A 26,846-nucleotide genomic window follows, 5' to 3' on the forward strand; every position below is an offset into this window, starting at 1 on the left:
TTTTTATAATGTCTAATTTAATTATTTATTTTTCAAGAGCTAATGAAAACTATTTTAGTGGCGAGACTAAAATTGTTGAAAAAGGCAATACCCGCCATATTGTAGACATTATCCGAAAACATATTGATGCTGATTTATTTGAAGTAATTCCAAAAACAGATTATCCTCATGATTATTTGGAATGCACACAGGTTGCTAAAAAAGAGTTAAAAAATAAAACAAGACCAGAACTTGAAAAAACACTTACAGATATTTCTTCTTATGATGTAATCTATATCTGTTTTCCTATCTGGTGGGGAACACTTCCAATGGCAATGTGGACACAACTCGAAAAGTTAGATTTTACTGGCAAAATTATTAAACCATTTGTAACACATGAAGGATCCAAGTTTGGTAAATCTCTTAAAGATTTAAAAAAACTATGTAAAGGTGCAGAAATTAAAAAAGGATTTGAAATTTCAGGATCAAACATTAAAAATGCAACTTGTATGGTTGAAATCTGGTTAAAAGAGTAATATAAATTCACCATTTAAACACAATTTATTTATACTTATTGTTAATATATTAATAATAAGGAGTGTTAATAGTGGATGATGAAACATTAAAAAAATACGCATACGTAACAATTTCAAAATACAGGAAAAACACAGTAAAATCACTAAAAGATGATGTTAAAATTCCAACACAAATAGCAAAAGACACAGGAATTAGAAGAAACCACATATCCAAAGTATTAAGAGAACTAAAAGACTGTGGTGTTGTTGAATGTATAAATGAAGAAGCAAAAAGAGGAAGAATTTATCGTTTAACAAAATCTGGTGAAGCTATTGTTGAGCATCTTGACTGAATCTTAATTCACTACTTTTTTTAGAATAATTTTATTTAAATTTAAATAAATGATATATCCAAATTTATAAATAACAATTAATTTGACTTATAAATGGGAGATAATTTGGATAAAAATAAACTCATTATTATCGGATTAATTATCATAATAATTGCATTATTAATAGGTATTTTCCTATCACTACAACCAACAAAAGAAGATACAAAAATAATTATTATTGGTAATTCTACAATGAATGGGGGAGAATATATTGTTTTTAAACTTTTTGACTCCAATAATGTGCCTATTGCCAATCAGACTTTAAATGCAACTATAACTTGTAATGGAAATACCAGTTCTTATCCTATCATTACTGATAATAATGGTAGTTATAAATTCACATTAAATGATTTTGATGGCAATATAACTATTAATGTCACATTTAATGGGAATGAAAACTATTCTGGAAATAATACCATAAAAAATATATTTGTTATAAAAAATGTTGCTCAATCATCTTATCAATCTGTTTCTTCAGGAAATGATGAACCTGAATATGGAACTGATGAATATGTTGATAAATGGGACCAATCATTAAGAGGAGATGGTTCCTGGGCATATACTCATGATCAACCAGTTAAAAAGGACAAACATGGAAATGAATACAAAAGAATGTATGATCCTGAGACTCACGAAAATTACTGGTATAATATGGGAAAAAGAGATTGGATAGTAGATTAAATATATAAAAATTTGGAATAAAACATTTATTCCAAAAATTATTCCTTTTTAACAATAATATTTGTCCATTTCAAATCGCTGCGTTCTTTTCTAACATCATCACTTAGCCATGTTTTTATAACTTTAAAACCTACTTTTTCAAATAGTTCAGCAGCTACTTCTTCAGTTAAGTCAGTATAGTATCTTCCTTCACGCTGTCCTTCAAATTCACCATGTTTAAATGATGCGCAAAAGATTCCATCACTTTTAAGTGCTTTTTTAAGTTTTAACAATACTGATTCTAATTCATCACTTGGAACATGTAAAAGTGATGCATAAGCCCATATTCCATCAAATTCATCTTCAAAATCAATATCTTGAACTAGCATATGTTTAACATCAATACCAGTATGTTTACTTGCAAGTTTACACATCTCAACAGACCCGTCAAATGCAAATACATTAAATCCAAGGTCCATAAAAACCTTTGTTTCTCTTCCAGATCCACATCCAACATCTAAAATATATGCATTTTCAGGAAGTAATTCTACAAACTTTTCATAGTTGTGACTTATATCTGCATTAACAGTTCCATTAAAAAATTCTTGGGCATTTTCATCATAAAAATTCATTTTTACGTCTCAATTTAACATATTTGTTTTTTTAGAAATAAGTAAATATTGATAAGAAGATATAATATTGTAGATATTATTGAAGGTTTTTATATGGAAGAATTAAGATCAGAAATTATTAAATTTCAAAAAGAAAGGGATTGGAAACAGTTTCATACTCCTGAGAATTTAGCAAAATCAATTTCTATTGAAGCTGCAGAACTTTTAGAACATTTTCAATGGAATAAAGAATATGATGTTAGTGAAGTTGCTGATGAACTTGCAGATGTTTTAAATTATTGTATTTTAATGGCTGATGCTCTTGATTTGGATATTAAAGAGATTGTATTAAATAAAATGAAGAAAAATGCCATTAAATATCCTGTAAGTAAATCATATGGTACTTCAAAAAAGTATACTGAGTTTTAAAAAAGGTAGATTTCAATGGATGATTATGGAAATTTAAAATTTGCAAGTCTCTTTCATGATATTGGTAAATTTTACCAAAGAACAAACAAATGCAATAATACTCATTGTGAATTGTCTGCGGCTTTTGTTAAAGACAAATTGATGATTTAGTTGAAAATTTAGTATTGTATCACCACAATCCTTCTAAATCTATAAACCCCGAATTATGTGTAATACTTCAAAAAGCAGATTATCATTCATCAAAAGAATGTATTGGGCTTGATGATGAATCAGTGATGCCTTTAACATCTATTTTTTCAAGAATCTCATTTGATGATGAAACTGGTGATGATCATTATGTTCCATTAGTTGAACTTGACTTTAATAAACCGTTACATGCTCAAAATAAAGATGTTATGAGTGAATGGGATTTAGTTCAAAAATATGAAGATATATTGATTAAATTTGAAAAAGAATTTGAAAACTTAGAAAATAATGATTTAGAAACTGTATTGGCTATTTTAAAAAAATACACATCAACAATTCCTGCTTCAACTCACTACTCTAAAAGTGATATTTCATTATATGATCATCTAAAAACAACCCTTGCTATTTCTAATTGCAGATATTTATTCTCAAAAGAAGAAAACTTAACTAAAAGCGATGATGAGGAAGTTTACAGAGTAATTAACGGTGAACTTTCAGGTATTTCTGATGTTTTATATGACATTCAAACATGTGATAATGATATGGTTAAACGTTTGCGTGGCCGTTCTCTTTATTTAAATTTATTAACAGAAGCAGTTGCTTCTAGAATTATCTTTGATTTAAATTTAGACTCTTCAAACATCATATATTGCAGTGGAGGACGTTTTATAATCATTGCACCAAACATTAAAAAAACAGAAGAGATTATTAATAAAATCAGTTTATTTGAGGAATTTGGTGCAGATTTGTTCTTAAATATTGTTTCAAAACCTGCATGTGGAGATGAGCTTGGAGAATTTGATAAAGTATTATCAAGGCTTAATTTATTGTCTGATGAAAACAGAAAACATAAATTTACAAATCAAATCAATGAATTAATCACTAAAAACAATTCCAATTCATTATCAGAATTTGATGAATCTAAAATAGGTGATGTGGCTGCAAATGCCAAATATTTAATTAAGTATATTTGTGATGAGAAAATTACAAATTCACTATTCTATTCCAAATTAAACATTGGATACATATTTAAAAAAGATAAAAAAGGTATTGACAGCATTATATGTGAAAATAAAGATATTCAATTTACTGTTTATAAATTAAATGATACTGATTTTCTTGATATAGATATTGTATCTAATAATGTTTCATTTGACTTTAAAGTTATGGGAAACAGTGTTCCAAATATTGATGGAAAACCATTGTTTCTTAATCATTTAGCCAAATTAGCAGATGGTGCAGATAAGATTGGAGTAGTAAAAATAGATGCTGATAACCTTGATTTGATCTTTTCAAAAGGTTTAGGTGAAGGTGCTAAAAGCATTTCCAGAATATCTTCTCTAAGTTTTTATATTGATTTATATCTCTCAGGTAGGGTTAATCAGGTTGCAAGCAGATTTAATTTCGCAACTGAACAGCCAAAAGACATAGAAAGTGAAATTATAGAACTTGAATTTAATGATTTAGATAAAAAAACAATTTTTAAACCAAAAGGAAAACTTCCAAAAGGCGAAGGTGTATCTTCAATATATGTTATTTACTCAGGTGAAGATGATTTACTTGCTGTAGGTCCATATGATGATGTAATTAAGTTTGCATTGGAGTTTAGAAATAAATTCAAAAAATGGGCAACGAATAATGATTTAATTAATCTTTCAGCAGGAATTGTAATTGTTAAACCAGAATTTTCAATAGGAAAAGCAGCAATAATGGCTGATAGAGAACTTAAAATATCAAAAAGCAGTGGAAAAAATAAAATTACAATGTTTAATGAACCGTTAAGCTGGGAAGAATTTGAAAAGATATTTGACTTTTAATATTACTTTTCAAATGCTCTTGGAATAATTGGTTTAAGTATAAAATCTAAATAATATGATATAATGATGGACTGGCAATATAGTAATTACTCAAAAATCAACTCTGATATTCAAAAACATTTTCCTTTTGAAAATCCACGAGCTGATCAATTAGAGACAATTTCCGAGATTATTGAAGCTATAAATCAGGGTTATGAGTATATTGTACTGGAGGCTGGTACTGGAACTGGTAAATCTGCCATTGCAGCTACTTTATCCAATATGTCAGAATCATCATACATTTTAACCATCACCAAACAACTTCAAGACCAGTATTTAAGAGATTTTAAAGATTTTAGAGTAGTTAAAGGCAGATCCAATTTTAATTGCCAGAATTACTTAAATCAATCATGTTCTGAAGGTAAATGCATCACAGAAGGCATTGACTGTAAGTTTTCTCTTAAAAATAGAGAAAATGAAATAAGACGTGACAATACCTGTCCATATTATTATCAAAAATATCTGGCCTTGAATTCCAAAACTGTCATTTCAAATTATTATTACATGTTTTTAGAGCTTAATTATGTAAAAGACTTTGAAAAAAGAGAGTTATTAATCTTTGATGAAGCACATAACCTTGAATTAACTTTAATGGATGAATTAACATTGGAGTTTTCCAAAGGGGATTTGAAGGAATATCTTAATTATAATTTAACTTATGAAAAAATAGATGAGTTAAACAATTCAAAGTATACTAATTGGATTGATTTTATTAATGAAATTAAGCAAGGATACATTGAAGAGTTAGAAAAGCTTGAAAGCTTAAATAAAATTGAGTTAATTGAAAAAATAGCTTTTGTAAGACATCAGATTGGCGATTGTAACAGGTTTATTGATAATTTAACTCTTGATCCTGAAACATGGATTTTTGATTGGGATGAAGATAATCAGATAGCTCAGTTTAAGCCCTTAAAAATCAATAACTACACCAGAACTACTCTTTTTGATTATGCTGATGTTTGTATTTTTATGAGTGCTACAATTCTTGACTGGAAGCTATTTTCTAAATGGCTTGGAATTCCAGAAGATAAGATTTATGCAATCAGACGTAAAAGCCCATTTGATATTAAAAATAATCCAATTACTGCTTTTGAGGATTATAATTTATCCAGAAGTTTCATCAAGGCTAATGCTCCAAGAAGTATTAAAACAATTGATGAAATTTTAAATAAACATAAAAATGAAAAGGGAATTATACATACTGTCAGTTTAAAATGCAGAGATTTAATTATGGATAAATTAGATAATCCCCGATTAATCACACATGATAAAGAAAATAAAACAGAAGTAATTGAGAAATTTATCAAATCAGATGAACCTCTGGTTTTAATATCTCCTTCAATGGGTGAAGGTGTTGATTTACCTGGTGATTTGTGTCGTTTTCAAATAATTTATAAATTACCGTTTCCTGATTGGGGAGATAAACAAATAAATCAAAGAACCGGCATTGACAGAGAATGGTATGATTATAAAACCTGTCTTAACCTTGTTCAAACTCACGGAAGAGGAATGAGATACCTAGATGATTATTGTCATACTTATGTAATTGACAATCGTTTTAAATCATATATTAAAGAATCATATCCACGTAATTTCCTGCCAGACAGATTTAGAGAATCTATTGAAGGAATGGAAATTGATTTAGAAGAAAAAAACAGATTAATGAAAATCGGCGATGAATATCTAAACAATAATGACTATGAAAATGGTATTAGGTTTTTCAAACAGTTATTGGATGATGATTTGTTTTTAAATGATATATATCCATATATGAGTTTATCAAGACTTTACCATGAAACTGAGTTATATGAAAGCGAAGTTCAAATAATAATGAAATATTTAAGTTCAGGAAATAAATCTGAGCATTTCAATAAGCAATTAGCTAAGCTTTCAGATATGGGTTATTATTAAATCAATTAAACACAACTTATATTAACTTTTCAAACTAGACATAATACTAAAAAGTTAATTAGGTATTTCATATGTTAGAGTGGACTGTTTGTAAAAATTGCGGCACAATACTGGATAATTCTCAAAATATCTGTTCAAATTGCAAAAGCAATGTTGAAAAAGTAGATATTGATTATTTGAGAAATTATCTGAATAATTTGAATTTTATTTTAAAAACATTGGATATTTTTACTCCTTATTCTTCAATGGAGCAGTTAAAAAACAATAGCTTAGAAGACATTATTCAAAAAGATTTGTTTAATTATTTTTCCTATCTTGGATGGGGCGATGGAAAAATAACTGATAATGAATTGGAGTTTATTAATTTAATTTTAGATAAAAATTTCACAAAAGAAGATATTGCAAAACAAACTATTGATGAAATACCAGTATCTTTTAGTTGTCTTAAAGAAATTGATGATGTTGCCAAAAATCTTGATATGTGTCAAGTAAACTCATGTAATGAGTTATTTAGCTGTTTTAAGATTTTTGGGAAATTCTTTATTACAGTTGATGATGATTTAAATGAAGATGTTTTAAAACTATATGCTAACTACATCTCAAAATTAGAAAGCACTCTAACCAATGAAAATATTACTTTAAAACCGGCGAAACTTCCAGATAGTGATGAAATAAATAAACAAGAAGATCAACACTCCCTTGAAGAGTACCTTGATGAATTAAACAAACTTGTTGGTCTTGAAAAGGTTAAAAAAGATGTTAATTCCCTTATTAATCTTGTTAGAATTAGAAAATTAAGAAGTGAGCGTGGAATTAAACAGCCTCCAATGAGTCTTCATTTGGTGTTTTCCGGAAATCCTGGAACTGGTAAGACTACTGTTGCAAGACTCTTATCTAAAATATACTGTGAAATTGGACTTTTATCAAAAGGACATTTAGTTGAAACAGACCGTTCAGGACTTGTTGGTGGTTTTGTTGGTCAAACTGCAATTAAAACCCAAGAAGTAATCCAGTCTGCTCTTGGTGGAATATTATTTATTGATGAAGCTTACAGCTTAACATCAAAAAGTGAAAATGATTATGGAGCTGAAGCTATTGATACTCTTCTAAAAGCAATGGAAGATCATCGTGACGATTTAATTGTAATTGTTGCTGGTTATCCTGCACTTATGGATAAGTTTTTATACTCAAATCCTGGTTTAGAGTCCAGATTTAACAAATTCATATACTTTGAAGATTATAATGAAGAAGAATTGTATAATATCTTCCAGCTTATGAGTAAAGAGTCAAATCTAACTATTAATGAAGCAGGAGATAATTATTTAAAAGAGTATTTTAAGAAAGTATATGAAAACAGATTCTCAAATTTTGCTAACGGAAGAGCAGTTCGTAATTTATTTGAAGAAGTAATTACAAACCAAGCTAACAGATTAGCTAATAAAAGCGAAATAACCGATGATGAATTAAACACTTTAACATATGAAGATTTTTTAGTTGATGAAAATGAGTGAGAAAATTTGTATTAAATGTGGAAATAAAGTAGATAGCAGCGTAAATTTCTGTCCACGCTGTAAATCACAGTCATTTAAAAATGTTAATGAACTTGTAAAACCCAAAGGAAATATAATTCATAAATTGTTTTATACTTATAAAGACAGCTACTTTGTACTCTCAAAGTCCAAACTCCTTGCAATAATTACCTTTATCATATTTGCAGTGTCATTTTTACAGTTTAGTGTTCCAATAATTTTTGCAATTATAATTGCATTTTTAATTTATGTAATTGGTTTTTCACTAAGAAGAATTATTGATGATAAAAGACCTAATAAAAAATACTTCAAAAACAATAATTTAGGAGTAATTACTGATTTAAAACATTTAATTGGATATTGGCAGGATAAATATACTGGTGAGTTTGTCTTATCAAAAACTAAATTAATTTCATGGTTAGTGTTCTTTTTATTTGCATTTTCAGCAAGTACAATCAAAAATGCAACTTTATTCAGTGTTGTATTAACTGCTTTAATATTTGCAGCACCAACTTTTGGAATTGGTTATGCAATTCACAGATTTATCACATCCAGACCTGTTAAGAAAGTTGTTGAAAAAACAGAACCTCTTCTTAACAAAGCTGTTAAAGTTAAAACTCCAAAAGAAACTAAAATTAACAAGGACATTCCTGATTTTAGTAAATACGAAAAGCAGCTTAAAGAATTATGTACAATGTATGAAATTAAAGAGAATAATGCTCGTAAATTAATTGAAAAACGTTTTACTCCACCTCAATTAACCTATGACAGGTTCATTAAGTCTGTAGATAACTCAACTAAAATGTTTAATATGCACAGTGAAGCTATTTCCAATATTTTAGAAATGGCATCTCATGAAAGTGAAAAAATAGACAAAGAAATCAACAACCGTTTAGATATTCTTAAATCTCTTGTTAAAAAGATGGATGAACTTGTTGATGAATTGGTTATTAGTTTAAATGAGAGTGATGATGAAGGAAATGTCGACACTGTATTTGGTGATATGGACGATTTAATTGACTCTGTTAAAGACTATTAACTCATTTGTATTTATCATTATTAGTAAATAGTATAATCTACAAATTTACTAGTAATGACTAATCATAAACACTTGCGTACAGTAATTGAAGATATATATTCAAATGAAAATCAACTAACCGAAGAGCTTACTGCTCGTTTAATTCACGAGTTTAGATATTCTAATCTTTATATTCCTGCTAAAAGGGAAAATGATACTTTAAATTTTATTATTTATGAAGATGAAGGATCTAAACTCACACCGTTATTTACTGATATGGATGAATTCAGGAAGTTTTACAAAAACGATGAAAACATTCAGGTATTGCAAAATCCATTTGAATTATATCAAAATGTGCTTAAAACAACAGATATTGATGGTTATGTTTTAAATCCATCAACTGAGAAGTATCTTTTTAAAAAAGAATTTATTTTAGCAATAAAAAACATTCCTAAAACTAATTTTTATACAACCAACCCATATTCACAAGAGGAATTGTTATCTTTGAAAAAATCCGTTGACAATACTGATTTAGAGTCATTTATTGGGGATAGATCTTATGTTGGAGATTATGAAAGTTTATTTGAAAAAATGGCTAATTCACAATTGCTTGGATTGATGCTTTCTGATTTAAGCATTGATAAAGAGATTATTTCACTTAAACAAAGCGGACCTATCGCTTCAATGTATACTGATAATATTGGTGGTGTTTATGCAACAGTATTTACATCAGAAAGTAAAATGGATGTAATTAACACTGATAAAAACAAGTATTCCCAACTTGTTAATCTTGCAACTCTTGTAAACTTTATTTTAACTGAAGATATGGATGGACTTATTTTAAATCCTGAAAGTGATAATGTTTTAATTCCAAGAGTTACTCTTTTGAGATATTCGCTAGGTTTTGAAATGTATGCAAATAATGATAGATTATCTGAAGCAATGTATTATTTATTTAAAATTTAAGGTGATGCAATGTCTGAATTATCACAATTAATTCAAATTAATAAGAATATTGAAAAACAAAACGAAGAAATTATTCGTCTTTTAAAAATAATAGCTAATGAAGCAGAAGATGAAGAAATTGAAGAAAGTATTGAAGAAGAGTTAAACGAAGAATATTTGGATGAAAATACTCTTTTTAGATATGGTGTAGGCAAATCAATTGAAGGTAAAATGGGTGTTGGTGAGGTTTATTTTATTGAAGATAAAAACATGTTTAAACTTTCAGTTGACAAAAACAACACAACCATTGATAATTTAACAGGTAGTGCTAAGCCTAGCTCATTTGCTTTAGAGCAATTAATAGCAAATGAATCCATGAAAAATAATGTTAGTTTAGAAGATGGTACAGTAATCATTAGTTTGGATAATTCAAACAATTTGGCTGAAAGTTTAAAGATTTGTGTAGAGCAAAGTGCAAAAAAAGTATTTATTCCAGTATCAGCATCAACACAACTAATTGGTGCTCCTCAGCAGATTATGCAATTAGTTAAACTTGATGTTTATAAAAACGAAGAAAATTTAATTGAAAAATTGTTTAATAAGTAAAAAGAGTGAAAGGACATTTTTTAATGTCCATTTAATTTTTTAAATACTGTTTACTACTTACCTTTTTGTTTTTTAAAAGATGAGTATCTGCTTTTTTGTTTTTAGAGTGATGATTATTGTCTGTTTTTTTATTTTTTAAAACATGATTATTCAAATAATGAATATAATCTGCAGAAACTTCAGGAATTTCATAATGATTATCACCTAAAGGACAATAATGAATTTCATCATTAAGTTCTAAAAGATTACTAGAAGAACTGTCATTTAAATCAATTGAATGATTATTTGCATTGTCACTTGCTGCTGCAACAAATCCGATTGAACTAATCATAATTACGCTAAATAATAATATTAATTTTATTTTTTTAAAATTCAAAGTTTTTCACCATATTAATAATATCTTTTTTAATAACCCAATTGATTTAGGTTTACCTAAATAAATATTGTATCCTCATAGCATATAAATATTTAGGCATAACTAAAAAATTAATATTAGAAATATTTTTAAAAATCAAAAGAAAAATGATTAACTATGAATATTAAAGAAAGAATAATCCAATTAAACTTAGAACATACTGGACAAACAAAAGACATAAATGATGTTCTTATTACCATTATTTCCAAATTCCAATTATTCGAACCATGCTTATACTTATCAGAAGACGATGACTGGCTTAATGTTTCAATGATTTCTCTTGAAAATGAAGATTTCTCACAATCAATGTCAATTCTTAAAAAAGAAATTACTGCATTTGGTGTTTTCAACAAAGAAGATGTTGACATTAATGTTCCACCAGTAGGATCACAGGACTTGTACCAATGAAAGAAATATTTGTAGATGCTGATTTTGATGTAGAAGAAATTACATCAAAAATCAACAATTTAATGTCAAAATGGTCAATTCAACTTTTAGATATAAATGGACCAAACTGGATAGTTTTTGACTATGAAATGGAAATCAAATACGTATTCATATTTGATGTTGATTTTAATGATTTAGAAACCCGTATCAAACTTGAAGACTTAAAACTAAATGTTATTTATCATATCAAAAGCTTAAAAGATGAAACAAGATACAGAGACAACCTTATTAATGCAGTTTTTTTTGATTAAAAAAACTTGCTCTTTTTTTATTATAAACAAATACTTTATTTAATTAAAAAAATATAATTATAAATATACAAATTTTTTATAGGTGTATTAATGGATTTAAATGTAGGTGTTATTGGAGCAGGCGCATTAGGTACTGCTATTTCTCAACAGATTAGTGAAAATATATCCGAGTTAATATTGCTTTTAAGAAACAAGGAGCTTTGTGATGATATTAATAATCTGGGATATAATACCCAATACTACCCTAATTCAAAATTAAATGACAATATTAAAGCTACCATTGACATTAATGATTTATCAAATTGTGATATTATCTTTTTGGCAATACCATCATCTGCTTTTAGAAAAACTCTTGAAGATTTAAAACCTATTGTTAAAAAGGATGTTATTATAGTAACTACTGCTAAAGGAATTGAATATCCTTCCCTAAAAACTATGGGTAAAATAATTGAAGAGTATTTTGATGATAATTATGTTGCATTGTCAGGACCAAATTTTGCATCAGAAATAATGCTTAATTTACCAACAGTAACCAATATTGCTTCCAAATCCTATGAAAACTCACTTAAAGTTAAAAAGGTGCTTACAACCAAACAGTTTAAAGTGAAAATCATTGATGATATTTGCGGAATTGAACTTTGTGGTATTCTCAAAAACATCAATGCAATAGCTAACGGTATTTGTGAAGGTATGAATGTTAATGAAAATGCTCGTTTTGGTATTTTAACCAGAGGATTTAAGGATACAATAATGATTATTGAAGCTATGGGTGGTAAATCCGAAACAGTGCATGAATACTGTGGATTTGGAGATTTAATTTTAACTTCAACATCACATGAAAGCAGAAACCATACTTTAGGAATATTATATGGTCAAAGATTAATCATTGATGAAAATGCAAGTGGTATTGTATTTGAAGGTAAAAATTCAATTAAAGCTATAAAAGAGATTTGTTCAAACAACAACATCAGCAGTGGTACTGTAAACTTTGTATATGATGTAATTATTAAGAAAATAACTCCTACAAAAGCGTTTAATAAATTATGGGAAAATATTGAATAGGTGATAATGATGATTGGCGTAATTTTATCTGCAGGAATGGGAACAAGATTAAGACCTCTTACTGACGAAATTCCAAAACCTTTACTCGAGATTAATGACATGACATTACTTGAAAGAATGATTAAAAACTGTATGGGTGCTGGAATTCGCGAATTCATTTTAATTGTAGGTTATAAAAAGCAAAAAGTTTATGAAATCGCTCCTGAGTTTGAAGAAAAATTAGATATCTCAATTAAAATTGTAGAAAACAATGAATACAACGAAACAAATACTTCCGTTTCAACATACATTGCAACTTCTTTAATTGAAAAAGAATGTTTGGATGATTTTATTTTAATAAACGGAGATAATGTTGTAGATCCTGAAATCATTACAAGAGTTGCTGCTACAAAAAATACCAGTTTAATTGTTGATAACTTCAAACAACTAAATGAAGAATCATTTAAATTAATTTTAGATGATGTAAAAACCAATGAAGATAACTCAATAGCTAACGGTATTATCTCTGAAATTGGAAAAGAAATTGATATCGCATTATCAACCGGAGAGTTTATTGGTGTTTCAAAAGTTGTTAAAAGTGATGTAGCTAGTTTTAATGAGATATTAGTTGATTTAATTGATGATGACAGGCAAAACTATTATGATTTTGCATACAAAACCTTATCAAACAAAACAACTATCGATTATGTATTAACCAATGGTCTTAAATGGACTGAAATCGATGATTACAATGACTGGAAAATAGCTAATGAACTTGTTAGTGAATTTGAAAATTAATTTTAACCATTATTTATTGAAAATGTGATATAATGGCCTTTAAAAACAAAATTAATAATTTAAAAGAGTGTTTAGAAAACAATACTCTTTATGATAATTATTATAAATGTGATATTGATGATGATATCATATATTTAGAGTCAAGAAACGGTCAGGATTTCACAGGAAACATTTTTAGAATAGTTGAAGAAATATCTAGTGGAGATTATGGTAATTTTAAGATATATGTCTATGCAACTGAAGATGTTAAAAGTAAAATTGAATTATTTCAAAAAAATTACAATTTAGACATATATAAAGTTATTAGTGATAAAAAAGAAGCTGTTAAAATATTGTTTAGAGCCAAATACATTTTTACTGACTCAAATATTCAATATAAATTTATTAAAAAACCAGGACAAATTTTTGTTAATACATGGCACGGTACACCATTAAAACTTATGGGTTTTGATAATCCGTCAGAGAGATTATCTATTGGAATAATTCAAAGAGCATTCTTTTTTAGTGATTATCTTTTATATCCAAATGATTTTATGATGGATAAGATGACTACTTCTTATATGATTGATAAGATTTATCCTGGAAAAATTTTACTTGAAGGATATCCAAGAAACAGTGTTTTTCTAAATAAATCAACACTTAAAGACAAATTAGGATTATCTGATAAAGAAGTTTTCATTTATATGCCTACATATAAGGGAACTGTTGCCAATAGAAAAGATGAAAAGCAAAAAAGAGATGTTAATGCTTTTTTAAATAAATTGGATTTGAAATTAAATGACAATCAGGTTTTGTTTGTTAAGTTTCATCCATTTAACCAGTCACAAATTGACTTTTCTTCATTTTCACATATTAAAGCATTTCCTGAAGGCTTTGAAAATTATGATGTTTTAAATACTGCTGATGTTCTTATTACTGATTATTCTAGTGTATTTTTTGATTTTGCAAATACTAAAAGAAAGATTATTCTTTTTAACTATGATGAGCAGGAATATTTAAAAGACCGTGGAATTTACATCCCTCTTGAGGATTTGCCTTTTCCTAAGGTTCAAAGTATTGATGATTTAATCCATGAGCTAAATACACCTAAAAATTATGATGACAGTGAATTTGTTAGCGAATTTTGCAAATATGAGTCAGTTGATAGTGTAAAACGTATATGTAACAGAGTACTTAACAATGAAAATGACAGCAAATATAAAATAATTGAAAATTCAAAAAAGAATATATTAATTTATGTTGGATCTATGGAAAATAATAAAGCATTAAATCAACTTATTCAAATGCTTAGACAGTTAGATGAAAATGTTAATGTTTTCATTTCATATAAACCATGGAGCCAAAACATAAAAGAAAACTATATGACAATATTTGAAGATTTCCCAGACAATATTGAATTTTTACCATTGAGCTTTAACATAGCCCCATCATTAAATGAAAAAATTGATTTGAATAAATTTATTAAAAAAGACAATAAAAATATTGGTGAAAAACTAATAAATTTATTTAAACGTTCATACAAAAGACAATATGGAGATTTTCAATTTGATTTAGTATTGGATTTTCTAAGTAATGACTTTGAACAATCCTTATTATTCGCCCATTCAGGCTTAAAAAACGCAATAGTAATTGACAAAAATACTAAAACTAAAGCTTATACACAATTTAGTGAAATTTACGAAATATCAGAAGTTAACTTAAAAGAAATTATATATGGTGAGAATAAATGACCTTTATAAGTATTATCATCCCATTTAACAGTGCTCAAAGATATCTAAGAGACTGTTTAGACAGTATCAGTGAAGAAAAATTAGATGATGCTGAAATCATATTAATATCAAATGGAATAGATGAACCACTTGATGAATTTTTAGAAGACTACGAGGATTTAAACATAAAAAGAATTGATTTTAAAGACAATATTGGTGTTGCTCGAGCACGTAATATTGGAATTGAAAATGCACAGGGAGAATATGTTTATTTCATAGACTGTGATGATTATGTTGATAAAGATTCATTAAATAAACTTATCCAAGCTGCTAAAAGCACTAAAGCAGATTTTGTTAATGGAGAACGTATAACTACTCCATATATCAGAAGCAGATTTAATGAAGAACTTGAAAAACCACACGCTGTACCTCATAAAAAAGGTGATTTAAGCGATATGGAATATTCATTATTACTTCTTGCAAGAGATAAAACCAAAAAACACGAATTTATGTCCTGTTTACATGCTTTAATCAAAAAAGATAAAATTTCAGATATCAGATTTGACGAAACTCAAAGATATTTCACAGATTATTACTTTATGATTGATGTTTTGGAAAATATTGAATCATTTTATGGTGTTGAAGGTGCATGGTATGCTAAAAGACACAGAGATGATCCAATAAACTTAACTTCTCTAAGCCAGGAACTTAAAGATGAGAAGTTCGTATTGTATTTTGACCAATATTTCAAAGTGAAAGACATATTAGCTAAAAAACAAGAAAAAAAATTTAAAATACTCTCAAAACATATCACAATAGCATTATACAAATATTACTACTATAGATATTCCTTATTATTCTTAAATAATAAAAAAGAATGTATTAGGACAGTCTATTTTGATAAAATGTGTGAAATTTCAAAAGACTTCGATGAATTGGTAAACTGGAAAAGTAAAAGAGAAGTCAAAGCACTACAATCAAAAGATATGGTAAAATATGAAAAATTGCTTAGATTCCGTTACGGTTATGTTCAAACCAAAAAAATCATGAAAAAACCGTCAAAATTGAATTTATGGTTTTATAATGAAGTTTATAATAAAAAACCAACTCAAGATAACAAGATAATATTTATCAGTTTTGGAGGTAAATACTACTCAGACAGTCCAAAATACTTATATGAATATTTATACAACAATTATGGGGATAAATTTGAATATGTATGGGTTATTAATGATCCGACCGTTGAAATTCCTGGAAATCCAAAGAAAGTAAAAAGATATTCCCGCGAATACTACAAAGAAGTTGCACAATCAAAATATTGGGTAACCAACGGAAGACATCCTGAAAGATTAAGGAAAAAAGAAGACCAGGTTATTGTATCCACATGGCACGGTACTCCTCTTAAAAGATTAGGATTGGATATTGGAGATATCTACACTAAAAACCCTAGAATTAAAGAATCATATATTAAAAATGGTGAAGAATGGGATTATTTAATTTCTCCAAACCGTTACACAACAAATATTTTGAAAAGCTGTTTTGCATATCCACGTGACATTTTAGAAAGTGGATATCCAAGAAACGATATCTTATATAATGCTACTGACAGCCAGGTTAATCAGATAAAAGAGAATTTAAGCATTCCTAATGATAAAAAAATCATTCTTTATGCTCCAACATGGAGAGATGATGAGTTTTATGATACTGGATCTATTAAATTTACATTAAAACTTGAATTGGATAAATTAAAAGAAGCTATTAGTGATGAATATATTGTACTAGTTAGAACACATTATTTCATTTCAAATAATCTTGATTTAACACCATATGAAGGCTTTGCTTTTGATGTAAGTAGCTACAATGATATTGCAGAATTATATTTAATCAGTGATATGTTAATTACCGATTATTCCAGTGTATTTTTCGATTTTGCAAACCTTAAAAGACCAATTTTATACTACACTTATGATTTGGACAAATATGAAGGTATGCTTAGAGGATTCTACATAGATATTCACGAAGAAGTCCCAGGACCATTATTATTTACAACCGAAGAGGTAATTGATAGTATCAAAAATATTGATGAAATTAATGATAAGTACAAAGAAAAATATGATAAATTTTATGAAACCTACTGTAATGTTGATGATGGAAATGCATCAAAAAGAATAGTAGAGGCAGTTTGGAAAAATAATTTATAAACTATTAAAATCTTATATAATAATAATATAAAGGTGTTTTAAATGTATAAAAAAATTTTACTCCCAACCGATGGGTCAGGATATGCTAATCAGGAAATCGATAGAGTAACTAAATTAATTGCAGATGATGGAGAAATCATAATCTTATCAGTTGCTGGAAAATTAAGTCCTAATGCATTCCAACGCAGAAAACATGTTAAAGAAGTAAATGAAGGCATGTATGATGAAGCTAAAGAAAATGCAGAACTAATGGCAAAAGAATTCCCTGAAGGATACAATATTAAAACCATGGTAAAAACCGGTTTTCCTGCTGAAACAATTAATAAAGTCGCTGAAGAAGAAGGCGTTGAATTAATTGTTATTTCTGCTTCAGGTAAAAGCGGACTTCACAAATTCATCATTGGAAGTGTAGCTGAAAAAGTTTTAAAAACTTCCGAAATCGATGTTTTATTAGTTCACAATACTGATTAAGGAGTAAGTATGAATTCAAGAAACATAATTATTTCCATTATCATAATAATTTTGGTTCTTGGAGGTATTTTTGTATATATTTCAGCAAATACACAGGAAACAAAAATAGCATTTGTTTCAAATACCACCGTTCAAAATGGAGATAATCTTACAATCCAACTTAAAGGACTATATAAAAACGCTATTCCAGATCAAGAAATTAATTTAAAAATATTAGATGATTCTGGATGGGCGCACAAGTATAATGTAACCACTAATGAAACCGGTGAAGGTAGTATTCAAATTTTAGGATTTGATAATGGAAACTACACTTTACATGCAGATTATAACGGTACATTATTCTTAAAAGAATCACATCAAAGATTCCCATTTACTATTGATGATGGATATTCATAATATCCATAACTTTTTTTATTTTTATTAAAACTAATTTAGCTATTTTTTTACTTTATTTAAGAAACAATTAATATATTGAAAAAATAGAAATATAATTAATATATTGAAAAAATAGAAATATAATTAATTGGTGAAATTATGGCTTTAGTTTCTGTTATAATTCCAATATTTAATGTTGAGAATTATTTGAAAAAATGTTTAAAAAGCATTATAAATCAAACATTGAAAGATATTGAGATAATTTGTATAAATGATGGATCTAGTGACAGTTCTCTTAACATATTAAATGATTTTGCTAGTAGTGATGAAAGAATAATTGTATTGTCACAAAAAAATCACGGACCTGCAAAAAGTAGAAATGAAGGTTTAAAAATAGCTAAAGGCAAATATATCTTTTTTGTTGATTCAGATGACTATATTCAAGATTATACTTTAGAAAAGCTATATGAAAATGCAAAAAATAATGATTCTGATATTGTAATGTTTAAAATGTCCGAATTTATCCGTGAAGATGAATTACTTCAAACAAATAGATTTAATCTTGATGAAGTGTTTGAAGATACTGATTTTAACAATTTCACATTCACATATAAAGATATTAAACCATATGTTTTAAATAATAGCTTTTCTGCTTGCTCTAAATTCTATAAAAAGAGTTTTTTAGATAGTTATGATGATTTTACATTTCCTGAAAACTTGATATTTGAAGATGTTCCATTTCATGTTAAATCTTTAATTAGATCATCCAAAATATCATTCGTTAGCGATTATCTTTATAATTACCGTGTGTCAAATTCAAACTCCATTATGCATTCTGATAAAAACAGAAATGACATATTTAAGATATGTAACCTTGTAGAAAATGATTTGAAAAATGAAGACTGTTTTGAAGAGTTTGAAAGAGAATTTAGTGAGCTTAAAACAAATCAGATTTATCATTATGCAATGCAGGCTAAATCAGAAGACTATTTAAAGACTGCTAAAGAAGAAATTAGTAAATTAGATTTAGATAAACTTTCAAACAGATTATTTAGTAAAGCTAATGTAATTTTAGAGTGTGAAGATATTGCTGATTTTATTGTTAAAAAATATGAACTTGAAATAAGTGAATTAAAAAGTGCAAATGAAATCATAATAGAAAAAAACAAAAAACTTAAACAAAAAAATGCAAAACTAAAAGATAAGAACTCTAAATTAAAAGAGAAAAATAAAATTTTATCTGATAAAAATGAAGAGATATTATCTTCTAGAAGTTGGAAAATAACCAAGCCACTTAGAAAAATAAAAAAAAGGTGATTGATTGAGTATAGATAAACCTGCTGTTAGTATTATAATTCCTGTATATAATACTGAAGAATATCTTGAGGAATGTTTGGATAGTGTATTGAATCAGACATTAAAAGATATTGAAATTATTTGTATTGATGACAAGTCCAGTGACAAATCACTTGATATATTATTGGAATATGCAAAAAAAGACAATAGATTAAAATTAATACAGCACAAGGAAAATAAAGGCCAGTCAATTGCAAGAAATACTGCACTTAAACAGGTAAATGGTGAATATATCTCATTTTTAGATAGTGATGATAAACTTGATCTTGATGCATATGAAAAACTTTATGACTTTACAAAGGACACTAAACAGGATGTAATATTATATAATATTGTTAGATTTAATGAAAAAAAGGTCCAGGAAAGTGAATTACATATTAAATCAGAAAATAATATTAAAAAAACTAATCTTTTAGAAAATCCTGATTTAATATATGATACAGTATGTAATAAATTCATTAAAACTAGTTTTTTGGTTGAAAATGATCTTGAATTTGTAGATAAATTATATGAAGATATACTCTTTTCAATGCAGATACTAACAAAAACAAAATCAATTGGTGTGTATAACGACACTAATTATTACTGGAGAAAGCGTAAAAACACAAATAAGTCAGTTACACAAAAAAGAACTGATATTAAAAACATCAAAGACCGCATATTCATAATAAAAGAAGTAATTAGCTTATTCGAGAATAGTGAATATAACTTCATTATGGATAATTTATATAAAAAATTACTTGAGATTGACTTTAGATTATATATAAATCAAATTGACAGAGCTAATGATGAATATAAAAAGATAATCATTGATGAAATGCTTCCTATATTAAAAACAATTCCTGATAATGTCTTTGAAAACTTAAATTCACTTGAAAAAATCAAATATGATTTACTGTTAAGTGAAAAAATAGATGAATTGGAATATCTCACATCTAAACAAAGAGAACATAAAAAACTAAAAAAACAGAACTCTAAATTAACTAAAAAGACTAAAAAACAAAAAGATAAGAATAAAAAGTTAAAAAAGGAAATTAAAGTCTTAAAATCAACAAAAGGTTGGATTAAATATAAATTGAATAATATTTACAACAGACTATTTAAATAATTATTTTATTCTATTTTTACATAAAAATGCTATTAAATTTATTATCATCACCATTAATAGTATTTAAATAAGCAATAAGGAAATAATAATACATAAATATATTAAAACATAAAAAATATTATGTAGATTAGAAAAAAAGTTCTTTTCTATAAAAATACTGGTGTTTTTTATGAATAAAAAAATAGGTTTTATTTTAGCTTTAGTAATAGTATCTTTAATGATGGTATCTACTGTAAGCGCAGGTTTTTTTGATTTTTTAGGAGGAAATGACTCATCTGCAAACGATGACAGTACTTTCATTGTTGGTTTTGATGCAGAATTCCCACCTTACGGATATAAAGATGACAGTGGAAACTACACTGGTTTCGACTTAGACTTAGCAAAAGAAGTTTGTGAAAGAAACAACTGGACTTTTAAAGCACAACCAATTGATTGGGATGCTAAAGACGCAGAATTAGACTCTGGATCTATCGATTGTATCTGGAACGGATTCACAATTGATGGAAGAGAAGACAACTACACCTGGTCTGAACCTTACTTTGACAACAAACAAGTATTTGTTGTTAAAACCGATGCAGGTATTAATTCCCCTGCTGACTTAAAAGGTAAAACCGTTGAAGTACAAAAAGATTCTTCAGCATTAGCTGCTCTTCAAGGAGATAACAAAACTTTAGCAGATACTTTTGGAACTTTAACTGAAGTTGCTGATTACAACACCGCTTTCATGGATTTAGAAGGTGGAGCTTGTGATGCTATTGCAATGGATATTGGTGTTGGAGAATATAACATTAAAACCAAAAACGCAACTGACAAATTCCAAATCTTAAAAGAATCAATTACCAGTGAAAAATATGGTATCGGATTCAAATTAGGAAACACTGCATTAAAAGACCAAGTACAATCCACATTAGATGAAATGTTTGCTGATGGTACTGTTTCTAAAATTGCAGCAAAATACGGTATCTCTGAAGATGCTTTAATATAAGGTTAAATTAGTTGAAGGGAGACTCTAAATGATATTAAGTAATGTAATTGCACAATTATTAGGAGGTATGGTTACCTCAATTGAAATATTCTTACTTACATTATTATTCTCTCTTCCTCTCGGTTTAGTTGTAGCCGGAGGAAGAATGAGTAGATTTGCACCATTAAGATGGTTAATGAGAATTTATATTTCAGTTATGAGAGGAACACCATTAATGTTACAATTAATTATTGTATTTTTTGCACCGTATTATGTATTTGGTATAAATTTAACTCCAGAATATAGATTTATAGCTGTTATCATTGCATTTACAATAAATTACGCAGCATACTTTGCTGAAATTTATAGAGGTGGAATTGAAGCTATTCCTAAAGGACAATACGAAGCAGCGAAAGTATTGGGATATAATAAATTTGAAACATTTTTCATAATTGTATTGCCACAGGTATTTAAAATAGTTCTTCCTTCAATTACCAATGAAGTAATTACTCTTGTAAAAGATACTTCTCTTTCATTTGTTATTGCAATTCCAGAAATGTTTACTGTTGCAAAACAAATTGCAGCTGCAGACGCATCAATTGCAGCATTACTCGTTGCAGGAGTATTCTACTACATATTAAATGCAATTGTTGCATTTGTAATGGAATATATAGAAAAAAGATTAAGCTATTATGACTAGAGGGGATCTTATGAGTTTACTTGAAATAAAACATCTAAAAAAAAGCTTTGGAGATAATGTTGTTTTAAAAGATATCTCCTTAAGTATAGACAAAGGTGAAGTATTAGCCATTATCGGACCGTCAGGATCTGGTAAATCAACATTACTTAGATGTATTACAAATCTTGAAGAGGAAGATAGTGGAGATATTAATTTTGATGGGACTTTTGGATTAGTATTCCAGGATTTTAATTTATTCCCACATCATTCTGTTATAAAAAATATTACAAATGCTCCTTTAAGAGTCCAAAAAAGAAGTAAAGATGAAGTTTTCAAACATGCACGTTATTTACTTAAAAAAATGGGACTTGAAGATAAGGAAAATGCTTATCCTTGTGAGTTATCAGGTGGTCAGCAACAAAGAGTATCAATTGCAAGAGCACTTGCAATGAATCCGGATATTTTATTCTTTGATGAACCAACATCTGCACTTGACCCAGAGTTAACTGGTGAAATTTTAGAAGTAATTAAACAGTTAGCTGCAGATAACATGACCATGGTTATTGTTACTCACGAGATGAATTTCGCTCGTAAAGTTTCTGATTCAATTATCTTTATGGAAAATGGAGTAATTGTTGAACAAGGAACTCCTGAAGAAGTATTTTCATCTGAAAATCAAAGGATGAAAGAATTCTTAGGAAAATTTGATGATTAAATTTTTATTTAATCCATCTTTTACTTTTTTTAAATAAATTAATTCTTATTTTTAAACTTATTTTACCAAATAAACACAATTTTGCCACTTATATGCAAAATAACGAAATATATTTTAATTACCATTGACATAATTTAACATAATATAGGTGATTGAATGGACAAACAGGTAGATACATTAGTTATTTCTTTTAAATTTCCACCAACAATTGATACTAGCGGAATTGTTGCTGCAAAAAGAATTATCAAAAACAATTCAATTGTAGATGTTTTACATAATATGGATGAAGATGATACTTCTTTAAATTTTAAAGGATTAGATGAACTTATTAACGAAAGATTAACCACAAATATTAAAGGATCCTGTAGTACCATAAAAAATATGACTAAATTTACTAATCAGGGTATGAAATTGATTGATGATAAAGAATATAAAAATCTTTACACTAGGACATGGTGTATGGCGAATAATTTCCTTGCAATGGAATATAAGTTTAATAATCCTGATGTTTGCTGGACAGCTGAATTTTCAGATCCTATCTTAATTAACATCCATGGGGAAAAAAGAATAACACCTATAGAAAATGAAGAGTTTATTAATAGAGTTAATTTAAACATAGACAAATTCAATGAAATTAATGATACTAATCTTAATCATATAAAAAATGAAGCAAATATATATTATCTTGCTGAATTATTAACATTTATCTTTTCAGATAAGTTAATTTTTACAAATGAAAATCAAAGAAAAGTAATGCTTGAACATCACAGCGAAGAAATCTGTGAAATGGTTATGAATAAATCCACAATTAGTCATCATCCAACACTTGATTCTGAATATTATCATTTAGTTGAAACCAATCCAGATTTAAATGATGATGAAATTAATATTGCTTATTTTGGAAATTTCTATTACACAAAAAGACATTTTGAAGCAATATTTTTTGCATTTGATTCATTAAACCATAAATATAAAGATAAAATCAAATTCCATTTATTCTTAAACAAAAGTAAATATTTCGATAGATTAATTGAAGAATTAGAAATTAAAGAAAATATAATTATAAAAGAACCTATTGATTACTTTGAATTTTTAAATTCAACATCAAAATATGATATTCTACTTATCAATGATACAATAACTGAAGGTTGTTTTAGTGTTAATCCATACTTACCTTCCAAATTTTCAGATTATAAAGGCTCTGGCAGTGATATTTGGGCAATTTATGAACAAAACAGTACATTATCAACAATGGATTTTAAATATAAATCTTCAATGACCAGTTATAAACAATCAAGAGATGTTTTAGTTGATATATTAAATGAATATGGATATAGTGATGAAGATTGCTCTTTTAGCGATAATTACTATGAACAAAGGATTACTCAATTAAATAAAATAATTGATGAACAAAATACCAAAATTAAAAGGCAGAAAAAGACCATAAAGAAATTAAAAAAATTAAATAAGAAAATAATGAAATCCAAAAGCTGGAAAATTACAAAACCACTTAGAAAAGGTATTTCATTATTTAAAAAATAGCTATTTAATTAAGGAGGATTATAATGTTAAAAAAATTAATGAAAAATACTATTCAATTAACAATTCCTGAAATAATTGAATATGATTTCCCAATGGATGAACCATTCTTTTTAAAGATTATTCATGAAGGCACAGCATATGAGTTTGTTATTAGATTAAGCAGTGATAATGATAGATTAATCTGCTTTGGAAGTGGTGCTCATCCAAGAAATTCAAAAACAAGTAAAGGAGAATTAATTAAGCCTCCATATTTTGACCGCTGGTCATGGTATGAGTTTGTTGATGAATCAATTATTGCATATGCAGATCCTAGTTTTTATTATGATGATAGAATAACATTAGGTTGGTTTGTTGGAGACGAAACATGGTATTTGGAAGTTGTTGGTAATATCATTGATAATATTGCACAAAACAGAAAAATAGCTAATGAAAATATTCTCTTTTATGGAAGTTCAGGTGGAGGATTTGCTCAATTGGTCTTGCAACATTACTAAAAGGTTCTAAAACTATTGTAAACAACAGTAGTTTTTCAATAAGAGACATTACTGATTGGCATTACGAGTATCTGCTTGGAATATTGAAAAATAAATTAAATCTTAGTGAAGAAGAACTCTTAGACAAATTAAAGCATAGAATTGATTTAATTGAACTTTTCAAATATAAAAACTATATTCCTGATATAACATATTATGTTAATTCATATTCAAAAGCAGATCTTGAAAGGTGCAATGGATTTGTTAATAATGTAATAAGCCTTCAAAAAGACAATACTCTTGATGTTCATTATTATTATGAAGAAGACCCTGAAAGTAAAGGTCATGGTCCAATGGATTTTGGAAAAACATTAAATACAATTAAAACATTTAATAATCCTAAATATGAAGAAAGTATTGAGGAAAATAATATTCTAAAACAACGGGTAAAAGAACTCAAGAAAATAACTAAGAAAAATAAAAAACTTAAAAAACAGCTTAAACAAATTAAAAACTCAAAAAGCTGGAAATTAACCGAACCACTTAGAAAGCTTAAACAGCTATTAAAAAAATAAAAAAATTATTAATTTAATAATTTTTCATCACCATTATACATTTTAATAAAAATGCAGGTTAAAACAATTAGTACATAAATAATAAATACTTCTAAACTACCAAATACTAAAAATAACACAATACCTGCTATTTTAAAGATTGATAATACTACTTTTTTATTACTTATATTACTATATGAGATTAATCCAAATACAACTGGTAAATATATTATAGCAAGTACCAACCATACACAATCAATTAATGGTGTTAAATTTACTACATTGTAACCAAGTAATCCCATAAATAAATACATCTCAAATATTGTTAAAAAGAATCCCTGAACTCCACCTGTAATAGCTTGTGCTAATGTATGTTTGTTAAGGATTACACGAGACCAGATTAACATTGGATAGATTATTCCAAATACTGCACCAATAGGTCCTAAAAGTAATATTAATGCTCCAACAGGACCTGATAATCCAGTAGTATGAATACTGATTTTCCATTTGAATGTTATTAATAAAACAACCCCTGTGTTAATAGAATAACATAAAAGAAGTGCTGTTAAGAAGTTATCAACACCAAGAACCAATGATACAATAAAACCAATGAAATAAGAGATTATTTCAACAACCAATGGTACAAAACGGTCTTGTCTGTTTGAAATATCACCATCAGTATTTAGCTTTTTAGCCCAATAAACAATAATTGCCATTGGCAGGATTGATGCAAAAACTAATGAAATTAATTCCAAAACAATAAACTTATTAAAGTTAAATAACCCATTTTCAAAAGATAAAACCAAACATATTATCATGAATAATGGAATACAGACAATAGGTGGGTTTGTTATTGTTGAAATTGTTTTAGCAATTTTTAATTTATTCATAATAATATGTTATTGCTTAAAACTAATAAATATTATTACAAAAGATTTATTTTAAAACTGTTGATTATGCAATAGTTGTCAGTGCAACATTTATATAGTAGGACATCCTAATATACTAACGTAAGTCATACACCCATGATTTTTACATAAATAAATTCGATTTTTTTTAACAACTAATAAAAATTATAGTTATTAGTTAGACAACAACACTAAAATATAA

30 protein-coding genes are annotated in these 26,846 nt (G+C 27.3%); 27 read left to right on the forward strand and 3 right to left on the reverse strand.

The features are described from left to right. Window positions 1-8: 8 nt before the first annotated feature. The 3 genes from PUD86_07380 (at window position 9) to PUD86_07390 (ending at window position 1,567) form a co-directional block, all read left to right on the forward strand. Window positions 9-515: a flavodoxin gene (locus PUD86_07380; protein MDD6777100.1), complete on the forward strand. Its 507-nt coding sequence runs from the start codon at window positions 9-11 to the stop codon at window positions 513-515. A gap of 71 nt (window positions 516-586) precedes the next feature. Then, complete coding sequence (locus PUD86_07385) at window positions 587-847, forward strand: winged helix-turn-helix domain-containing protein (GenBank protein ID MDD6777101.1); 261 nt, start codon at window positions 587-589, stop codon at window positions 845-847. 105 nt (window positions 848-952) lie between these two features. Then, window positions 953-1,567, forward strand: a complete 615-nt coding sequence (locus PUD86_07390) for an Ig-like domain-containing protein (protein ID MDD6777102.1) — start codon at window positions 953-955, stop codon at window positions 1,565-1,567. A 38-nt stretch (window positions 1,568-1,605) separates the two neighbouring features. Here the strand turns inward: PUD86_07390 and PUD86_07395 are convergent, their stop codons facing one another. Beyond that, window positions 1,606-2,178: a class I SAM-dependent methyltransferase gene (locus tag PUD86_07395; GenBank protein ID MDD6777103.1), complete on the reverse strand. Its 573-nt coding sequence runs from the start codon at window positions 2,176-2,178 to the stop codon at window positions 1,606-1,608. Between the two features lie 93 nt (window positions 2,179-2,271). Here PUD86_07395 and PUD86_07400 point away from each other — a divergent pair, with 93 nt between their 5' ends. The 8 genes from PUD86_07400 (at window position 2,272) to PUD86_07435 (ending at window position 10,637) form a co-directional block, all read left to right on the forward strand. Continuing rightward, window positions 2,272-2,586 carry a nucleotide pyrophosphohydrolase gene (locus PUD86_07400; protein MDD6777104.1) on the forward strand — a complete coding sequence of 105 codons (315 nt, stop codon included), beginning with the start codon at window positions 2,272-2,274 and terminating at the stop codon, window positions 2,584-2,586. A gap of 15 nt (window positions 2,587-2,601) precedes the next feature. After that, entirely contained in the window at window positions 2,602-2,736 is a 135-nt protein-coding gene (locus PUD86_07405; protein MDD6777105.1) for a hypothetical protein, read from the forward strand. A gap of 14 nt (window positions 2,737-2,750) precedes the next feature. Further along, window positions 2,751-4,589 carry a type III-A CRISPR-associated protein Cas10/Csm1 gene (cas10, locus tag PUD86_07410; protein MDD6777106.1) on the forward strand — a complete coding sequence of 613 codons (1,839 nt, stop codon included), beginning with the start codon at window positions 2,751-2,753 and terminating at the stop codon, window positions 4,587-4,589. A 63-nt stretch (window positions 4,590-4,652) separates the two neighbouring features. Further along, window positions 4,653-6,539: an ATP-dependent DNA helicase gene (locus PUD86_07415; GenBank protein MDD6777107.1), complete on the forward strand. Its 1,887-nt coding sequence runs from the start codon at window positions 4,653-4,655 to the stop codon at window positions 6,537-6,539. A gap of 71 nt (window positions 6,540-6,610) precedes the next feature. Continuing rightward, entirely contained in the window at window positions 6,611-8,050 is a 1,440-nt protein-coding gene (locus PUD86_07420) for an AAA family ATPase (GenBank protein MDD6777108.1), read from the forward strand. Next, window positions 8,043-9,107 carry a hypothetical protein gene (locus PUD86_07425; GenBank protein MDD6777109.1) on the forward strand — a complete coding sequence of 355 codons (1,065 nt, stop codon included), beginning with the start codon at window positions 8,043-8,045 and terminating at the stop codon, window positions 9,105-9,107. The genes PUD86_07420 and PUD86_07425 overlap by 8 nt, the downstream gene beginning before the upstream one ends. Window positions 9,108-9,161: 54 nt before the next feature. Beyond that, window positions 9,162-10,052 (forward strand): SseB family protein, encoded by an 891-nt coding sequence (locus PUD86_07430; GenBank protein ID MDD6777110.1) that lies wholly within the window; start codon window positions 9,162-9,164, stop codon window positions 10,050-10,052. A gap of 9 nt (window positions 10,053-10,061) precedes the next feature. Next, the gene (locus PUD86_07435) at window positions 10,062-10,637 is read left to right on the forward strand and encodes a hypothetical protein (protein ID MDD6777111.1); all 576 of its coding nucleotides are present in this window, start codon (window positions 10,062-10,064) and stop codon (window positions 10,635-10,637) included. Between the two features lie 31 nt (window positions 10,638-10,668). Here PUD86_07435 and PUD86_07440 read toward each other — a convergent pair whose 3' ends face one another. Continuing rightward, on the reverse strand, window positions 10,669-10,968 hold the full coding sequence (locus tag PUD86_07440; protein ID MDD6777112.1) for a hypothetical protein: 300 nt from the start codon (window positions 10,966-10,968) through the stop codon (window positions 10,669-10,671). Between the two features lie 201 nt (window positions 10,969-11,169). Between PUD86_07440 and PUD86_07445 the strand changes: the two genes are divergently transcribed. From PUD86_07445 to PUD86_07520, 16 genes are all read left to right on the forward strand, one after another. Beyond that, window positions 11,170-11,460, forward strand: coding sequence for a hypothetical protein (locus PUD86_07445; protein ID MDD6777113.1), 291 nt, complete (start codon window positions 11,170-11,172; stop codon window positions 11,458-11,460). Further along, window positions 11,457-11,750 (forward strand): hypothetical protein, encoded by a 294-nt coding sequence (locus PUD86_07450; GenBank protein MDD6777114.1) that lies wholly within the window; start codon window positions 11,457-11,459, stop codon window positions 11,748-11,750. The genes PUD86_07445 and PUD86_07450 overlap by 4 nt, the downstream gene beginning before the upstream one ends. Before the next feature lie 90 nt (window positions 11,751-11,840). After that, window positions 11,841-12,812 (forward strand): NAD(P)H-dependent glycerol-3-phosphate dehydrogenase, encoded by a 972-nt coding sequence (locus PUD86_07455; protein ID MDD6777115.1) that lies wholly within the window; start codon window positions 11,841-11,843, stop codon window positions 12,810-12,812. Between the two features lie 9 nt (window positions 12,813-12,821). Continuing rightward, window positions 12,822-13,589 (forward strand): phosphocholine cytidylyltransferase family protein, encoded by a 768-nt coding sequence (locus PUD86_07460; GenBank protein MDD6777116.1) that lies wholly within the window; start codon window positions 12,822-12,824, stop codon window positions 13,587-13,589. A gap of 32 nt (window positions 13,590-13,621) precedes the next feature. After that, window positions 13,622-15,319 carry a CDP-glycerol glycerophosphotransferase family protein gene (locus tag PUD86_07465; protein MDD6777117.1) on the forward strand — a complete coding sequence of 566 codons (1,698 nt, stop codon included), beginning with the start codon at window positions 13,622-13,624 and terminating at the stop codon, window positions 15,317-15,319. Then, a complete protein-coding gene (locus PUD86_07470) occupies window positions 15,316-17,499 on the forward strand; it encodes a bifunctional glycosyltransferase family 2 protein/CDP-glycerol:glycerophosphate glycerophosphotransferase (GenBank protein ID MDD6777118.1) in 2,184 nt (727 codons plus the stop codon). The genes PUD86_07465 and PUD86_07470 overlap by 4 nt, the downstream gene beginning before the upstream one ends. A 42-nt stretch (window positions 17,500-17,541) precedes the next feature. Beyond that, window positions 17,542-17,970: a universal stress protein gene (locus tag PUD86_07475; protein MDD6777119.1), complete on the forward strand. Its 429-nt coding sequence runs from the start codon at window positions 17,542-17,544 to the stop codon at window positions 17,968-17,970. 9 nt (window positions 17,971-17,979) lie between these two features. Continuing rightward, the gene (locus PUD86_07480) at window positions 17,980-18,366 is read left to right on the forward strand and encodes a hypothetical protein (protein ID MDD6777120.1); all 387 of its coding nucleotides are present in this window, start codon (window positions 17,980-17,982) and stop codon (window positions 18,364-18,366) included. Between the two features lie 138 nt (window positions 18,367-18,504). Then, a complete protein-coding gene (locus PUD86_07485; GenBank protein ID MDD6777121.1) occupies window positions 18,505-19,662 on the forward strand; it encodes a glycosyltransferase in 1,158 nt (385 codons plus the stop codon). Between the two features lie 4 nt (window positions 19,663-19,666). Continuing rightward, on the forward strand, window positions 19,667-20,809 hold the full coding sequence (locus PUD86_07490; GenBank protein ID MDD6777122.1) for a glycosyltransferase family 2 protein: 1,143 nt from the start codon (window positions 19,667-19,669) through the stop codon (window positions 20,807-20,809). Between the two features lie 169 nt (window positions 20,810-20,978). Then, entirely contained in the window at window positions 20,979-21,794 is an 816-nt protein-coding gene (locus PUD86_07495) for an amino acid ABC transporter substrate-binding protein (protein MDD6777123.1), read from the forward strand. Between the two features lie 28 nt (window positions 21,795-21,822). Beyond that, window positions 21,823-22,473: an amino acid ABC transporter permease gene (locus tag PUD86_07500; GenBank protein MDD6777124.1), complete on the forward strand. Its 651-nt coding sequence runs from the start codon at window positions 21,823-21,825 to the stop codon at window positions 22,471-22,473. A 10-nt stretch (window positions 22,474-22,483) separates the two neighbouring features. Then, on the forward strand, window positions 22,484-23,167 hold the full coding sequence (locus PUD86_07505) for an amino acid ABC transporter ATP-binding protein (GenBank protein MDD6777125.1): 684 nt from the start codon (window positions 22,484-22,486) through the stop codon (window positions 23,165-23,167). A 156-nt stretch (window positions 23,168-23,323) separates the two neighbouring features. After that, window positions 23,324-24,709 carry a hypothetical protein gene (locus PUD86_07510; GenBank protein MDD6777126.1) on the forward strand — a complete coding sequence of 462 codons (1,386 nt, stop codon included), beginning with the start codon at window positions 23,324-23,326 and terminating at the stop codon, window positions 24,707-24,709. A gap of 23 nt (window positions 24,710-24,732) precedes the next feature. Beyond that, window positions 24,733-25,203 (forward strand): hypothetical protein, encoded by a 471-nt coding sequence (locus PUD86_07515; protein ID MDD6777127.1) that lies wholly within the window; start codon window positions 24,733-24,735, stop codon window positions 25,201-25,203. 83 nt (window positions 25,204-25,286) lie between these two features. Further along, window positions 25,287-25,757: a hypothetical protein gene (locus PUD86_07520; GenBank protein ID MDD6777128.1), complete on the forward strand. Its 471-nt coding sequence runs from the start codon at window positions 25,287-25,289 to the stop codon at window positions 25,755-25,757. Between the two features lie 8 nt (window positions 25,758-25,765). Here PUD86_07520 and PUD86_07525 read toward each other — a convergent pair whose 3' ends face one another. Continuing rightward, the gene (locus tag PUD86_07525) at window positions 25,766-26,626 is read right to left on the reverse strand and encodes a hypothetical protein (protein ID MDD6777129.1); all 861 of its coding nucleotides are present in this window, start codon (window positions 26,624-26,626) and stop codon (window positions 25,766-25,768) included. Window positions 26,627-26,846: the final 220 nt, after the last annotated feature.

The organism is Methanobacteriaceae archaeon (assembly GCA_029219465.1).
Classification (GTDB): domain Archaea; phylum Methanobacteriota; class Methanobacteria; order Methanobacteriales; family Methanobacteriaceae; genus Methanocatella.

Excerpts from the sequence above, each read along its gene's own strand:
- PUD86_07510 (MDD6777126.1), top strand. The coding sequence starts at position 23,324 with ATGGACAAACAGGTAGATACATTAGTTATTTCTTTTAAATTTCCACCA.
- PUD86_07465 (MDD6777117.1), top strand. The coding sequence starts at position 13,622 with ATGGCCTTTAAAAACAAAATTAATAATTTAAAAGAGTGTTTAGAAAAC.
- PUD86_07400 (MDD6777104.1), top strand. The coding sequence starts at position 2,272 with ATGGAAGAATTAAGATCAGAAATTATTAAATTTCAAAAAGAAAGGGAT.
- PUD86_07425 (MDD6777109.1), top strand. The coding sequence starts at position 8,043 with ATGAGTGAGAAAATTTGTATTAAATGTGGAAATAAAGTAGATAGCAGC.
- PUD86_07455 (MDD6777115.1), top strand. The coding sequence starts at position 11,841 with ATGGATTTAAATGTAGGTGTTATTGGAGCAGGCGCATTAGGTACTGCT.
- PUD86_07515 (MDD6777127.1), top strand. The coding sequence starts at position 24,733 with ATGTTAAAAAAATTAATGAAAAATACTATTCAATTAACAATTCCTGAA.
- PUD86_07415 (MDD6777107.1), top strand. The coding sequence starts at position 4,653 with ATGATGGACTGGCAATATAGTAATTACTCAAAAATCAACTCTGATATT.
- PUD86_07395 (MDD6777103.1), bottom strand. The coding sequence starts at position 2,178 with ATGAATTTTTATGATGAAAATGCCCAAGAATTTTTTAATGGAACTGTT.
- PUD86_07445 (MDD6777113.1), top strand. The coding sequence starts at position 11,170 with ATGAATATTAAAGAAAGAATAATCCAATTAAACTTAGAACATACTGGA.
- PUD86_07495 (MDD6777123.1), top strand. The coding sequence starts at position 20,979 with ATGAATAAAAAAATAGGTTTTATTTTAGCTTTAGTAATAGTATCTTTA.
- PUD86_07435 (MDD6777111.1), top strand. The coding sequence starts at position 10,062 with ATGTCTGAATTATCACAATTAATTCAAATTAATAAGAATATTGAAAAA.
- PUD86_07420 (MDD6777108.1), top strand. The coding sequence starts at position 6,611 with ATGTTAGAGTGGACTGTTTGTAAAAATTGCGGCACAATACTGGATAAT.
- PUD86_07480 (MDD6777120.1), top strand. The coding sequence starts at position 17,980 with ATGAATTCAAGAAACATAATTATTTCCATTATCATAATAATTTTGGTT.
- PUD86_07485 (MDD6777121.1), top strand. The coding sequence starts at position 18,505 with ATGGCTTTAGTTTCTGTTATAATTCCAATATTTAATGTTGAGAATTAT.
- PUD86_07380 (MDD6777100.1), top strand. The coding sequence starts at position 9 with ATGTCTAATTTAATTATTTATTTTTCAAGAGCTAATGAAAACTATTTT.
- PUD86_07430 (MDD6777110.1), top strand. The coding sequence starts at position 9,162 with ATGACTAATCATAAACACTTGCGTACAGTAATTGAAGATATATATTCA.
- PUD86_07505 (MDD6777125.1), top strand. The coding sequence starts at position 22,484 with ATGAGTTTACTTGAAATAAAACATCTAAAAAAAAGCTTTGGAGATAAT.
- PUD86_07475 (MDD6777119.1), top strand. The coding sequence starts at position 17,542 with ATGTATAAAAAAATTTTACTCCCAACCGATGGGTCAGGATATGCTAAT.
- PUD86_07450 (MDD6777114.1), top strand. The coding sequence starts at position 11,457 with ATGAAAGAAATATTTGTAGATGCTGATTTTGATGTAGAAGAAATTACA.
- PUD86_07440 (MDD6777112.1), bottom strand. The coding sequence starts at position 10,968 with ATGATTAGTTCAATCGGATTTGTTGCAGCAGCAAGTGACAATGCAAAT.
- PUD86_07405 (MDD6777105.1), top strand. The coding sequence starts at position 2,602 with ATGGATGATTATGGAAATTTAAAATTTGCAAGTCTCTTTCATGATATT.
- PUD86_07500 (MDD6777124.1), top strand. The coding sequence starts at position 21,823 with ATGATATTAAGTAATGTAATTGCACAATTATTAGGAGGTATGGTTACC.
- PUD86_07525 (MDD6777129.1), bottom strand. The coding sequence starts at position 26,626 with ATGAATAAATTAAAAATTGCTAAAACAATTTCAACAATAACAAACCCA.
- PUD86_07470 (MDD6777118.1), top strand. The coding sequence starts at position 15,316 with ATGACCTTTATAAGTATTATCATCCCATTTAACAGTGCTCAAAGATAT.
- PUD86_07460 (MDD6777116.1), top strand. The coding sequence starts at position 12,822 with ATGATTGGCGTAATTTTATCTGCAGGAATGGGAACAAGATTAAGACCT.